Consider the following 13,975-nt stretch of genomic DNA (forward strand, 5'->3'; position numbering starts at 1 on the left):
CGCGGCATCACAGGCGGGCTAAGCAATGACTTTGGAACCTGATCAGAACACGGGCAGCCCGCGACTGAGGCTATCGGTTGTCCGGGACACGACAATTGTTGCCACATTGATTGTGCTGGGACTTTACGCGGGCTCAGCATTCTTGATCCCGCTGACTATGGCTTTGTTAATCAATGTTTTGATTATCGCGCTGAGCGACCGGGTAATCTCGATGGCCCGGGTGCCCGTCTGGCTGGCCAACATCGCCGCAGTCACAGTTGTTTTGGCTGGCTTGTTCGTGATCATGTACATCCTTGGCAGTCAGGCGACGCAGTTCGCCCGATCCATCAGCACGTATGAAACCCAATTCGACGGCGCCGTGAACCGGGTCACGGGGCTGGTTGGCAATGACGTCACCACGTTTATCCGTGACAATCTGGTCAGTATCGACATGTCCTATGTCGCGCGTGTGTTGCTCAGCAGTGCAACATCGTTGCTGAACCAGTTTTTCCTGATCAGCCTGTACGTGGCCTTCCTGATGGCCGAGCGTCTGGCGTTTCGCAAAAAGATACAACTGGCGGCGGGCAATCCCGAAACCGGGGCGGAATTCACCACAATTCTGGATGCGATCACCGACAGCCTGCAGCGCTATGTCGGGGTAAAAACCTTCATCAGCCTGGTCACGGCGGGCATCAGTTACTCGGTCTTCAAGGCGCTTGGGCTTGAATACGCCGAAACATGGGCCGTGCTGACTTTTGCGCTGAACTTCATCCCGTCTATCGGTTCGATCATCGCCGTAATCTTTCCGGCCATGATTGCCCTCGTTCAATATGAAACGATCGGGCCTTTCCTGATCATCGTGTTCGGTTGCGGCACCATCCAGTTTCTGATCGGCAATTTTGTTGACCCTGCCTTGCTGGGCCGGTCGCTGAACATGTCTACGTTTCTGGTGATCCTCGCGCTAACGTTCTGGACAACCGTTTGGGGGCTGATCGGTGCATTCCTGAGTGTTCCTTTGACTGTCTGCATTCTGATCATCTTCAGCCACATTCCTGCCCTTAGGCCAGTGGCTATTCTGATGTCTCTTGATGGCCGCCTTGGTGATGACAACGCACCCGCACGGACCCAATAATCTGTGCAAAACCCGATCTTCATAGGGTCCGAGATCTATCGCCATTCGACCTATGGTTCAAAACACCCGCTGGCTATCCCGCGCGTCTCCACCGTCATGGACCTGTGCCGCGCGCTGGGCTGGATCAATTCGGAAAATTACAGGGTCAGCCCCCGCGCAAAACCCGGCGCGCTGCACCGCTTTCACACGCCGGACTACATAGATGCGCTGCAGGCCGCGGAAAGAGCTCAAAGCGTCTCGGATGATGTACGCTCGACCTATGCGCTGGGCACGCTGTCCAACCCGGTATTCCCAGAGATGTACAGACGCCCCGCCACTGCGGCCGGAGGATCAATGTTGGGCGCTGAACTGATCCGCGATGGCGGCATCGTTTACAACCCTGCGGGCGGAACACATCACGGCCTGCCCGACCGTGCCAATGGGTTTTGTTATCTGAACGACCCGGTTTTGGCGATCCTGACACTGTTGCGAATGGGCCTGGACCGGATTGTCTACGTCGATATCGACGCCCATCACTGCGACGGGGTCGAGGCCGCCTTTCAGGGTTTGGAAACGGTTCGGATGATTTCCATTCATGAAGGCCGACGGTGGCCGTTCACCGGCAAGCTTGATGATGATGCAGGCGGCGCGGCGTTTAACCTTCCGGTGTCCAGAAACCTCAACGATGATGAATTTGGCGCCATTCTCGACCAGCTGATCCTGCCCGCGGCTGAGGCCTTCAAACCGCAAGCCCTTGTCCTGCAATGCGGCGCCGATGCGGTTGCCGAGGACCCGCTGTCGCGCCTGGCGCTGTCCAACAATTCTCACTGGAAAGCCGTCGCCGCACTGAAAGGTCTTGCGCCCCGCGTTCTGGTCCTGGGCGGAGGCGGTTATAACCCGTGGTCAGTTGGCCGCTTGTGGACTGGTGTTTGGGCCACCTTGAACGACTTCGACATCCCCGAAATGCTGGAGGCGGACGCGCAAGCCATCCTCGACGCATTGACCTGGAACCGGGCAGCTGGCCGAAATCCTCCGATTCACTGGCTTCGAACGCTGCGCGACGCGCCAAATCACGGACCTATCCGACCAGAACTGAAGGAAGATTTGCGCCGACTGACCGCGCGGATTTCACAGTAGATCGGCGAAATAAAGGCTGCTAACATACCGCTGTTACGACACATTTTCTAATTTCCGCACAAAATCACAAAGTCAGTTTGGAAAATTGACGTCGATTGGACCCACCAAATGAATGCACTTAATCAGATAAATGATCTCAAAGCCCGAATGGGACAATCCATTATCGGACAGACTGACGTGATCGACCGCCTTCTGATCGGGATGTTGGCCAACGGAAACTTGCTGATCGAAGGGCTTCCCGGTTTGGCCAAGACCCGCGCGGTCAAGGCAATGGCCCGCAACCTGGATGCACGTTTCAGCCGGATTCAGTTCACTCCGGATCTGCTGCCATCGGACGTCACCGGGACCGAGGTGTTTCAGCAGACCGATGACGGTGGCACATTCCGGTTCGAGCCAGGCCCCATCTTCGCCAATATCGTTCTCGCGGACGAGATCAACCGCGCCCCCGCCAAAGTTCAGGCTGCGTTGCTTGAAGCGATGGAGGAACGGCAGGTAACGGTCTCGGGAACCACGCATAAAATGGAACCGCTGTTTATTGTGATGGCAACCCAGAACCCGATTGAACAGGAAGGCACCTATCCCTTGCCCGAAGCGCAAATGGACCGGTTCCTGATGCATGTTCAAATCACTTACCCCCCAGTCGAGGATGAGGTTGAGGTGATCCGTCTGGTTCGGGGCGAGGAAATCGCGGCGGGTAAAGGCGCAACCAATGAAGCGCCGCCGACAATCCCGCAGGACGCCGTATTCGCCGCGCGTTCTGAAATCGGTCAGATCCACGTATCCGACGCAATGGACCGCTACATGGCCGATCTGGTGCAAGCCACGCGAACGCCCGGCGCGCTCAGTGAAGAACTGGCCGGTTGGATCGACATCGGTGCCAGCCCGCGCGCCTCGCTTGCCTTGGACAAATGCGGTCGCGCGCATGCTTGGATGAACCAGCGCGATTATGTCGACCCGGCAGATATTCGCGCCATCGCACATGATGTATTCCGCCACCGCATCACCCTGAGCTTCGAGGCACAAGGCAGCGCCAAATCTGCGGATGATGTGATTTCGGAAATCCTGCAGCTTGTTGCGCTGCCCTGAAACCAAAGGAACGCCGCGTGTCCCAGACCGCCGCATATCCCGACGACCCACGCATACACGTTGATGCGGACCACCTGTTAAAGCTGGGCCCAAAGTCCCGCGCGATCAGCCTGCTGCCCCGCCAACCTGTCCGTTCGATCCTAAACGGCCGGCATGCCTCACGCTTGCGCGGGCGCGGTCTGAACTTTGAGGAACTGCGAAATTACTTGCCCGGGGATGATATCCGCACGATCGACTGGAAAGTGACCGCGCGCACCGGAGAGCCCCATGTTAGGGTCTATACCGAGGAACGCGACCGCCCCGCCCTTTTGCTAGTGGACCAGCGCGTTTCGATGTTTTTCGGCACACAAGTCTACATGAAATCGGTCATCGCGGCCGAAGCCGCGGCGATCGCGGCGCACCGCGTGCTGGGGCAAGGTGACCGCGTCGGCGGGATCGTCTTTGGCGATACTGATGTGGCCGAGCACCGACCCCAACGCCGACCCGCTGCACTGACGCAGTTCCTGTCATCGGTGGGCGCGCTGAATTCAAACCTACGTGCAACGCTGCGGGATGAACCAACCGTGGCGTTGGATGATGTTCTGAAACAGGCCGCGCGGATCGCGCATACCAATACTTTGGTGTGTGTCTTTTCCGATTTCGATGGGCTGAACGAGGTGTCAGAGAAACTACTTAGCAGACTTTCCGCCTCGAATGATCTGATATTGTTCAATATTTCCGACCCCAGCTCTCGCGAACTTGCCCCGAACCTTCGGCTTACGGTGTCCGATGGCGACCGTCAGATTGAACTCGACAGCTCGGACCCCGACTTGTCGAACCGAATAAGAACAACGCTGGAAGATCGCCTTGCCCAGCTACAGACGTGGTCGCGCCGCTATGGATTTCCCGTAGTACCGCTGACCACGGCGGAACCAACGCTCGACCAGTTGCTCAAGCTATTTGGTCATCCCGGAGGCCGAAGATGAGCGTCGATGTCGAAGGCAAATCACTGGTTGACCTGCTGGACATGCTGGAACCTGCCCCGGTGCCCGAGCCTATTTCCATGGTGCCCCAAACCTGGGGGTGGAGTGTTTTGGCCTTAATCCTTGCTGGGCTTATCATCCTTGGCGTTTATGCCTTTCTTCGCCACCGACAGTTTAATGCATACCGACGTGAAGCGTTGATCGAATTGGCCGCGTCAGACAACAACGCTGCAAAGATAGCCGAAATACTCCGCCGCACGGCTCTGGTCGCGTATCCACGTCAGAAAGTCGCTGCATTGCATGGAAAAGAATGGACCAACTTACTAAACCAAACCTCTGATAATGTTACCTTTACTGATGGCGCTGGCCGCCAACTTGTGGAAGCACCATACAGAGATGCAAAAGCCGATCCTGATCTGGAAATCCTCGCGCGAAATTGGATCAAATCCCATAAGCGGGAAAGGACAGCCTGATGTTCTCCTTTGCCGCGCCTTGGGTTTTCCTCCTGCTCCCGTTGCCATTTTTAGTGTATCGGCTTGCCCCACCGTATCGCGAAAAAAGCAGCTCGATCCGCATCCCATTCTTTCGCCATGTCGCACAGGCCGCTGGAGTTGAACCCAAGTCAGGATCCGTCATTCCCCGCCGAGCACGGTTTCAGGCCGCCACGATCGCATTGATCTGGCTTCTTTTGGTAGCAGCCATGGCCCGCCCCGAAAAACTTGGTGAACCATTGGTTATCGAAAAGTCGGCGCGCGACGTGGTGCTTGCCTTGGACATTTCAGGATCAATGGACCAGCGGGACTTCACAACAACGGACGGCGCTCCAAAGCAACGACTGGCCGCGGTTAAGGATGTGCTGCGTCAATTTATTGCCGAACGCCAAGGCGACCGGATGGCTTTGATCATCTTTGGTACTCGGGCCTTTGTTCAAGCCCCTTTCACCGAAGATCTGAACAGTTTGAATGGGTTCCTGGATCAAACTCAAGTTGGCATGGCCGGTCCCAATACCGCGTTGGGGGATGCAATTGGTCTGGGCATACGCACCTTTGACTCCAGCGAGGTCGACCAGCGCCTGATGATCGTTTTAAGCGACGGGGCGGATACGTCCAGCCGCATGACGCCGGTAAACGCCGCAGCAATCGCGGCCGAGAAAGGCGTCGTCATCTACACGATCGGCGTTGGTGATCCAGACGCCTCGGGCGAGGACCGGGTGGATCTGGATGCCTTGAAGGACATTGCAGACCGTACGGGCGGCGAATACTTTTTTGCAGACGACGAAGAGGCATTGGCTGACACATACGCACGCATTGACGAACTCAATCCCCGCGTCGTGGAAACACAAAGCTATAGACCACGTGAAAGCCTTGCACATTACCCGCTTGCGTTGGCATTGCTGACAATGCTCGTCACTATGACCGGTCAACTTGTAATCCAGCGGCGCCGAGGTGCAGCATGAGCGACGCGTTGGCGGATTTCCATTTCTTGCGAGCCTCTTGGCTGCTGTTCCTCATCCCTATTGCGATACTCTGGTGGGTGATGCGGCCCAAACCCAATTCGCACTCCCAATCCATAACCGGCATCGCGCCGCACCTTGCCGCCGCCCTGACCCTGGGGGCAGAAAACAAGAAGCGTGTGTACCCGATAGACGTCGCGATGATCGCAGCAATCTTTGTCACCTTAGCCGCGGCCGGACCGACATGGTCACGGGCCCCGAACCCTTTGGTCGCGGACACGGCACCGCTGGTAATAGCACTGAAGGTCACGGACAGTATGGAGGACCCGGACCTGCCACCATCCCGGCTGGATCGGGCCAAGTTCAAAGTGACTGATCTTATCAATGCGCGTGTCGGAGCACAGACGGCGTTGATTGCCTACGCCGGAACCCCACACCGCGTTGCGCCCCTGACCGAGGATGCCAACATCCTGCGCCCGCTTTTGGAGGGCCTCGCGCCAGCAGTCATGCCAAAACAAGGGGATGCAGCCGCAGACGCACTGACCCTTGCCGAAACGATCCTGAACGACAGTGATACACCCGGCGCAGTTTTGTTTGTTCTGGACGATCTGGACCCGTCTCAACTCTCTGCTTTTGAGAACACAACCGTGCCCGTGTTTTTTCTGACAATGCTGCCGAACGGTCAAAACATCGCTCAGTTAAGTGATCTGAGGACCGCGACGGTTGTTCCATTCTCTAACGATGAACGTGATATCAATCGCTTAGAGCGTCAAATTCAATCAGCTTATACTGCGGCGCTGGACGACGATGATCGATTGGACTGGCAGGACAGAGGGTGGTTATTGGCTTGGCCCGCCGCGTTTTTGTCGTTGCTTTGGTTCCGGCGCGGTTGGGTGATCCGTTTGTTGTTGCTGGCAGTGACTTTTGCGGCTCCATCAGGACCCGCAAAAGCCGATGGTTGGCGAGATTGGTTCCTGACCCCGGATCAACAGGGACAGATTGCGATGAACCAGAAACGCTACGTTCAGGCGGCAGAGCTGTTTGGAGACCCATATCACAAGGGGTATGCACAGCTGAAGGCAGGTCAGTACCCCGAAGCCGCGGCAGTCTTTGCCGAACTGGACACGCCTGAGGCCGCCTTTTCCGAGGGAATGGCACGCATTCGAAACCGCGAGTACAGGCCGGCCATAGCAGCGTTTGAAACAGCTTTGGAGCGTCGACCAGACTGGTCCGAAGCGCAGCACAACCTGGAAGTTTCCAAAGCCATCCTCGACTTCGTTGAAACAACCCGGGAGCAGTCGGACACAGGCGAAGAAGCGGGCATCGGGGCCGATGACACAGTCTTTGACAATGAAGCCGGGCGCGGCGAGGACACGACCATTCAGGCCCCGACCGAAGGTGCGCAGGCTATGTCTGCCGATCAGTGGGTCAGCACGATCGACACAGATATGCAGGACTTTCTGCGAAATCGCTTCCTGTTGGAAAATCAGGAGCAGCAGCAATGAGATACCTCATATTCCTCATGCTGTTTTTCCCGCTACAACTGGGCGCGCAGACAGGTGTTCAACCGCAGGTCACAGCCGAGGCACCGACCGATCCGGTTACTGTCGGGCAACCGGCCATCGTACGGATAAAAGTACTTGTCCCCACTTTCATGCCGTCCCCGCCGGTTTTTCCGTCGCTCGAACAAGAAAACATGCTTGTTCGCCTGCCTGAGCGTGCTTCCGGCCCAATCAGCGAAACTGTGGATGGCGAGACCTGGTCCGGTGTTCAACGCAGCTACCGTCTGTATCCGCTTCAGGCTGGGCCGATTGAATTCGGCAAGCAAGAGGTTGTGGTGACCTTTGCCGATCCCGAAACGAATGCTCCAACGACGGTCAGTGTTCCCTTGCCCGAAATGGCCTTGAACGCCGTTGTACCAGAGGGCGCTCGCGATCTGGACCCGCTGATCCTGGCCACGGGGTTCACGGTCGACCAGCAGATCGACGGATCAACCGAAATGGAAAACGGGGCTGCAATCACTCGACGCCTGACTGCCAAAATTGTCGGCACGACGCCCCTTCTGGTGCCTGAATTGATCCCCGGCATACAGGACCCGCTTCTGAGCGCCTATCCGAAAGAGCCGCGTTTTACCGAAAGCGAAGACCGGGGTGTTCTGTCTGGCCAGCGCGTTGATGAGATCGTCTATCTTGCGCAACAAGGTGGCCAGACCCAACTGCAGCCTATCACGATCCGGTGGTACAATCTGGACACCAATCAGGTTGAGAAAATTGATATCGACGCGGTTGATCTAACGCTTGCTCCACCGAAGTGGCAGCCGCCGGATGCGGATACGATTTTCAGGTTGCTTGCCTTGGCGGCCGGTTTGACACTAGCTCTTTGGGCATTTGTACGGTTTCTTGGTCCGCGTGTCACAAGTTGGAAACAGGCGCGGCGCGACAGATATCAAATATCTTCGGACTTTGCGCTGGATGCATTGAGGAAAGCCTTGCAAGCCAATGATATCTCAATGTCTTATTCTGCCTTGGAGTTGTGGAAACTGCGCAGCGATACCCCCGACATGGCAATTGGCCTGGAAGAGCAACTGGCTAGGATCGGGGCCGCAAGATACTCATCCCGCACCGGCTCAAAACCCGAGGCTTGGGCAGCGGCATTGTCCGAACTCAAGGTTATGAAACAGACGGAACACCGCGCTCGGAACCAGCTACCGCCGCTTAACCCGTAGGGTCAGCACTGGCAGGCGGCGATCAACTTGCGCCTATCCTTAAGCCGTACGCGGCCATACCCAAGCTCGATCAATCCCAGCTCTACCAAGTTGTGCAATTTACGGTGTAGCGTAGGCAGCGATACGGCCACCATTTCGGCCAGTTCATCCTGTGACACGACGATCCACCCATCGGATTTTGAGGCCCCTTCATCCAGGTGCAAAAGGCGGAGAACCAACCGTTTTTCCGCCCCGGTCACTGCCAGATTTGCCATGATGCGCAACGCAGTTTGCATGTTCTCATGCGATAAAGCATAGAAATCACGAACATATTCGGGATTGTCACGAACAAGTCGGTCCAGCCGCCGCGACGGAAAAAACAATGCCCGCGTTTTCTGTGTCGCAACAACACTTACCAGTCGGTTGGACTCGGCTAACAACGCAAGATCACCGATCCAGAACCCGCCACCCTGTCTGTGGACAACGAAGTCCTGTCCATCATCCGCAGGTGCAGTGATTTGAACGGAACCCTCTAGAACCGCAAAGACCCCGTTGGCGGGATCTCCGTAGTTATACAGCGCCTCACCCTCATCGAAAGATTTTGCGACCGCACATGCAAGCAAATCCGATTGAAAGCTTGCGCCTCGCGCCCCGAACCACCCTGAGGCAAGCAGTACCTGTCGGTCACGCGGATTTTCAAACATTAGTATTCATCAATCTCATCATATGATAGGTTTCCGAGCATTGTCATAGCCTAAGGTAAGGCTATTCGATTCTCGACGTAATGTGAATTTTTCCTACCGGGAATCAATACGTTGTTGGCGGAAAAGATAATCGCCGCCATCAATTACTTTTAGATCAACGGATCATTAAGATCCGGCCAATTCAGGAGTAGACCATGTCACCACCCCTATTGATTGCAGATAGTTGGCGCGGCACATTGCGCAAATTCGCCGTAGCTTCCGTCGCGGTTGCGCTGGCCCTGCCCGCCTGGGCCCAGGATCAAAAGCCCAATATTCTTGTGATCTGGGGCGACGACATCGGACAATCCAATATCTCGGCCTATACGATGGGCTTGATGGGATACCAAACCCCGAACATCGACCGCGTCGCGAAAGAAGGCATGATCTTTACCGACTATTATGGTGAACAATCCTGCACCGCCGGTCGTTCATCTTACATTATGGGCCAGTCTGTTTTCCGCACGGGCCTGTCAAAAGTTGGCCTGCCGGGCGCTGATCTGGGTATGCAGGTCGAAGACCCGACTATTCCCGGATTGCTGAAGGACCACGGCTATGTGACCGGTCAGTTTGGTAAGAACCACCTTGGCGACAAAGATGAGCATTTACCGACAAACCACGGTTTTGATGAATTTTTCGGAAATCTCTACCACCTGAACGCCGAAGAAGAACCGGAGAATGAAGACTATCCGGGCGATGCGGTTCTGGCCGATGGTCGTACCTTCCGTGAAGCCTATGGCCCGCGGGGCGTGATTAAATCCAAAGCGGACGGAACCATCGAAGACACCGGCCCGTTGACCAAGAAGCGCATGGAAACCGTTGACGATGAAACCGTCGCAGCCGCGATAGACTTCATCAAGCGGGCCAATGAACAAGGCCAGCCCTTCTATGTCTGGTGGAACGGCACGCGCATGCACTTCCGTACCCACGTCAAAGATGAAATGCGCCAACAGGCCAACGAGATCTTTGGAGGCGTTGCTGACGAATACACCGCTGGCATGATCGAACATGACATGCATGTCGGGCAACTGCTGGACCTTCTGGACGAGCTTGGCATCGCGGACAACACCATCGTGCATTACTCGACCGACAATGGTCCGCATATGAACACATGGCCGGATGCTGCTGCGACGCCGTTCTGGGGTGAAAAGAACACCAACTGGGAAGGCGGCTGGCGCGTTCCGTCAATGGTTCGCTGGCCTGGTCAGATCGAAGCGGGCTCGATCACCAATGAGATCGTGCACCACATGGACTGGCTGCCGACATACCTGGCGGTTGCTGGCGACCCGGACATCAAGGAAAAGCTGAAAACTGGCTATAGCTCGTCCGGTATGGGCCGTGACTACAAGGTGCATCTGGATGGATATAACATCCTGCCCATGCTGACCGGCGAAACAACCGAAAGCCCACGCGCCGAGATTTTCTATTTCTCGGATGATGGTGACCTGACGGCTCTGCGCTATGACGACTGGAAGCTGATCTTCCTTGAGCAGAAAGCATGGGCAACCCTGCGCGCTTGGATCGAGCCCTGGACCGAGCTGCGTATTCCTCTGATCGTGAACCTGCGTCGTGACCCTTATGAGCGCGCCTATCGCACCTCCAACACATATTATGACTGGTTGTTGGATCGGGCGTATTTCCTGGTTCCTGCTCAGGAATACGTGGGCAACTTCCTGGCAACCTTCCAGGAATTCCCGCCGCGCCAGAAAGCGGCAAGCTTCAACCTGGATCAGGTCATGGACAAGCTGACGACGCCAACAAACAACTAAGTCGTATCTAAAATCCAATCGGGCCGCCCTTTAAAAGGCGGCCCTTTTCATCTTGAAATTGAACGAGAAATTCATGCGACATTTAATTCTAAGCGCCCTGCTGTCCTGTGTCCCTCTGTCTCTGCTTGCTGACCCTCTGCCCAGTTGGACTGAGACCGAAAGCAAAGAAAGGATCATCGAGTTTGTCGCCGCCGTGACCGACCCGCAGCGCCCTGAATATGTGACGCCAGCAGAAAGGATCGCCGTTTTCGACAATGACGGCACGCTTTGGGCCGAACAACCTGTGTATTTTCAATTGATCTTTGCTATGGATCGGCTGGCTCAGATGGCTAAGGATGACCCTTCGATCCTGACTACGCCCGTTTTGCAGGCCGCTGCGACAGGCGATCTGAAGACGGTCGCGGAAGGTGGTCATGATGCCTTGATCGAGGTGTTGAATGCCTCTCATTCCGGCGTCACGGTCGACGAGTTCCAAAGCGCCGTCGCCGACTGGCTGGAAACCGCCCGGCACCCGGAAACCGAACTGCCCTATGACCAGATGACCTATCAGCCGATGGTCGAGTTACTGCGGTATTTGCGAGACGAAGGGTTCAAGACCTACATTGTCTCCGGCGGTGGAGTGCACTTTATGCGCGTCTTCGCCGAAGACGCCTATGGCATTCCGCCCGAACAGATTCTGGGTACATACATGGACACCACTTATGACAGCGCGGACGGTGGACCGGTCATTACCAAAGCTGATGGCATCGCTTTTGTGGACGACAAGGAAGGCAAACCGATCAACATCGAGCGCACGATCGGCAGACGCCCGATTCTGGCCGGGGGGAATTCGGATGGCGATTTTGCCATGTTGGAATGGACCACCACAGGCGATGGCCCACGGTTGGGTGTTCTGATTCACCATACCGATGCAGAACGTGAATGGGCCTATGACCGGGAAAGCCCAATCGGCAAACTGGTCGATGGATTGGACAAAGGGCCAGACATGGGTTGGGTGATTGTAGATATGGCGCAAGACTGGTCACGCATCTACACTGGGGCAAACTGAACCACCACGGAGCCCGATAACCCCATGTGGACACTGCTTGTTTCCGCCTTCGTCTTTGCGCTTTACACAACAGCAGTTTTCTTTTCTGTACGCGCGGCCCAAACCGCGCGGACACCTCAGGGCGCGGTCGGGTGGGTGGTCTTTCTGATCTCGGCCCCGATGTTTGGCGTGCCGCTTTACCTGTTTTTGGGACACCATAGATTTCGGGGCTACCGTATCGCGCGCAAGGAAAGCCAGCGCGTGGTTCAGGGGATCAAGACTTTCGCCGACTACTCAACGCCCGATGCCGACAAATTGCTTATCAACCCCAAACCGTTCGAGGCGCTGGCGCATATGCCCGTGTCGCGCGGCAACGGGGCAGAGCTGCTAGTGGATGGGCAAGCCACCTTTGATGCGATTTTTGAGGCCATCGACGCAGCCAAGACTTACGTTCTGATCCAGTTCTACATCGTACGCGCCGATGCGTTGGGTCAGAAACTGAAAGACAAGCTGATCGAAGCAGCCAAACGCGGTGTCAGCGTCCGGTTCATGATGGATGCCGTCGGCAGTTACGCCCTACCCAAGGACTACATCGAAGAGATGCGCGAGGCCGGTATCGCCGTTTCGGATCCGCATGAACAACGCGGACCAAAATTCCGTTTCCAGTTGAACTACCGCAACCACCGCAAAACCGTTGTTATCGATGGCGAAACGGGATTCATCGGTGGTCACAACATCGGGGTCGAGTATTTGGGCCAGGACCCGCATTTCGGACATTGGCGCGACACCCATGTCAGGTTGACCGGTCACATTGTCCGGCAATTGCAGTTGATCTTTATCGAAGACTGGCATTGGGCGCATGAAGAAGATCTGATCGACCAGTTGGATTGGGCTGGGTCCGAGGCGGACCAGGACATCAATGCGCTGCTAGTCGCGACAGGCCCCGGCGATGAAACCGAAACCGGGTCGATGATGTTCTTCGCCGCCATCACAGAGGCGCGGAACCGGATCTGGATCGCGTCACCCTATTTCGTACCCGACATCGATATCATGACCGCCCTGAAACACGCGGCTTTGCGCGGTGTCGATGTGCGCATTCTTGTTCCTGATGTCATTGATCACCGCCTGCCGTGGCTGGCGGCTTTTGCCTATTTTGATGAAGTTCGCGCCTGCGGTGCACAAGTCCTGCGCTACACAGACGGCTTCATGCATCAAAAGGTCTTCGTTGTGGATGACTCACTGGCCGCAGTAGGCACGACCAATCTGGACAATCGATCATTTCGGTTAAATTTCGAGGCAATGGCCCTGTTCTTTGATCCCCAGACCACAGCCGCAGTCGATGCGATGCTGCAAAAAGACTTTGCCAAAAGCTATGAGCTGACGCGCTATCTGGAACAGCAACCAGTGCACATACGCCTCGGCGCTCCGCTGGCGCGATTATTCTCACCCATCCTTTAGGCCATGAACCTTTCCTGAAACACCCGGGTCATAAGGGCGACCATGTAGGCCGTGGACAACCCAAAGGCCAACAGGCCTGTAACTGCAGCAAAGGTACCGAAAATCCGCAGATCTTCACCCAAGACGATGTCGCCGTAGCCAAGCGTTGTGAATGAGACCAGCGAGAAATAAAGCGCCGTATTCCAGTCGGGCAATACATCGCCGAAAACCCAGACGATGGCCCAAATCCAGACCTGAATGGTGTGGGTCGCGACGATAAAGGCCAGCGCGGTTGCAATTGGACCGGCCGTTGCCAAAATGGCGCCTCTGGCTTCCCAACGCTCGATCAGCCTGTTGATGGCCAGCGTGCACAGAGTCAGAAGAAAGATTTCGACCAGAAAGCAAAGCCCGAGAAACGTGCTGCCCCAAAGGATCTGCTGTGACAAGGTCATGTTTTCGCATCCTGAATAGTACCGACGACAGATCGCCTCACAATGACCTGCACTTCCGGCTGAGACAACCCGATCACCCATGTTCATAGTGCGGCGAAAGGAACCTATGGCGCGTCAA

The 13,975-nt window shown here is 56.1% G+C and carries 13 protein-coding genes; 11 read left to right on the forward strand and 2 right to left on the reverse strand.

Annotation, left to right across the window (positions count from 1 at the left end; translation table 11 throughout):
• The first annotated feature begins 25 nt into the window (after positions 1–25).
• From AC2FIO_RS03140 to AC2FIO_RS03175, 8 genes are all read left to right on the forward strand, one after another.
• On the forward strand, positions 26–1,111 hold the full coding sequence (locus tag AC2FIO_RS03140) for an AI-2E family transporter (RefSeq protein ID WP_282168271.1): 1,086 nt from the start codon (positions 26–28) through the stop codon (positions 1,109–1,111).
• A 3-nt stretch (positions 1,112–1,114) separates the two neighbouring features.
• Entirely contained in the window at positions 1,115–2,227 is a 1,113-nt protein-coding gene (locus AC2FIO_RS03145) for an acetoin utilization protein AcuC (RefSeq protein ID WP_496695561.1), read from the forward strand.
• Between the two features lie 108 nt (positions 2,228–2,335).
• A complete protein-coding gene (locus AC2FIO_RS03150) occupies positions 2,336–3,313 on the forward strand; it encodes an AAA family ATPase (RefSeq protein ID WP_109311855.1) in 978 nt (325 codons plus the stop codon).
• A gap of 17 nt (positions 3,314–3,330) precedes the next feature.
• On the forward strand, positions 3,331–4,278 hold the full coding sequence (locus tag AC2FIO_RS03155; RefSeq protein ID WP_496695564.1) for a DUF58 domain-containing protein: 948 nt from the start codon (positions 3,331–3,333) through the stop codon (positions 4,276–4,278).
• Positions 4,275–4,748 (forward strand): DUF4381 domain-containing protein, encoded by a 474-nt coding sequence (locus AC2FIO_RS03160; protein WP_496695566.1) that lies wholly within the window; start codon positions 4,275–4,277, stop codon positions 4,746–4,748. The genes AC2FIO_RS03155 and AC2FIO_RS03160 overlap by 4 nt, the downstream gene beginning before the upstream one ends.
• 53 nt (positions 4,749–4,801) lie before the next feature.
• On the forward strand, positions 4,802–5,731 hold the full coding sequence (locus tag AC2FIO_RS03165) for a VWA domain-containing protein (protein WP_496695568.1): 930 nt from the start codon (positions 4,802–4,804) through the stop codon (positions 5,729–5,731).
• Entirely contained in the window at positions 5,728–7,233 is a 1,506-nt protein-coding gene (locus AC2FIO_RS03170) for a VWA domain-containing protein (RefSeq protein ID WP_496695570.1), read from the forward strand. The genes AC2FIO_RS03165 and AC2FIO_RS03170 overlap by 4 nt, the downstream gene beginning before the upstream one ends.
• Positions 7,230–8,453 (forward strand): hypothetical protein, encoded by a 1,224-nt coding sequence (locus AC2FIO_RS03175; protein WP_496695571.1) that lies wholly within the window; start codon positions 7,230–7,232, stop codon positions 8,451–8,453. The genes AC2FIO_RS03170 and AC2FIO_RS03175 overlap by 4 nt, the downstream gene beginning before the upstream one ends.
• Before the next feature lie 2 nt (positions 8,454–8,455).
• On the opposite strand, the gene AC2FIO_RS03180 is transcribed toward AC2FIO_RS03175, so the two are convergent.
• The gene (locus tag AC2FIO_RS03180; protein WP_282168263.1) at positions 8,456–9,136 is read right to left on the reverse strand and encodes a Crp/Fnr family transcriptional regulator; all 681 of its coding nucleotides are present in this window, start codon (positions 9,134–9,136) and stop codon (positions 8,456–8,458) included.
• A gap of 194 nt (positions 9,137–9,330) precedes the next feature.
• Here AC2FIO_RS03180 and AC2FIO_RS03185 point away from each other — a divergent pair, with 194 nt between their 5' ends.
• The 3 genes from AC2FIO_RS03185 to cls all read left to right on the forward strand — a co-directional run bounded on the left by AC2FIO_RS03185 (position 9,331) and on the right by cls (position 13,426).
• Positions 9,331–10,941 (forward strand): arylsulfatase, encoded by a 1,611-nt coding sequence (locus AC2FIO_RS03185; RefSeq protein ID WP_282168262.1) that lies wholly within the window; start codon positions 9,331–9,333, stop codon positions 10,939–10,941.
• A 73-nt stretch (positions 10,942–11,014) separates the two neighbouring features.
• Positions 11,015–11,989: an HAD family hydrolase gene (locus AC2FIO_RS03190; RefSeq protein ID WP_496695574.1), complete on the forward strand. Its 975-nt coding sequence runs from the start codon at positions 11,015–11,017 to the stop codon at positions 11,987–11,989.
• 24 nt (positions 11,990–12,013) lie between these two features.
• On the forward strand, positions 12,014–13,426 hold the full coding sequence (gene cls, locus AC2FIO_RS03195) for a cardiolipin synthase (RefSeq protein ID WP_472723822.1): 1,413 nt from the start codon (positions 12,014–12,016) through the stop codon (positions 13,424–13,426).
• On the opposite strand, the gene AC2FIO_RS03200 is transcribed toward cls, so the two are convergent.
• Entirely contained in the window at positions 13,423–13,857 is a 435-nt protein-coding gene (locus tag AC2FIO_RS03200) for an ion channel (protein ID WP_058278005.1), read from the reverse strand. The genes cls and AC2FIO_RS03200 overlap by 4 nt on opposite strands.
• Positions 13,858–13,975: the final 118 nt, after the last annotated feature.

Source organism: Ruegeria sp. CDSB086 (genome assembly GCF_059611065.1).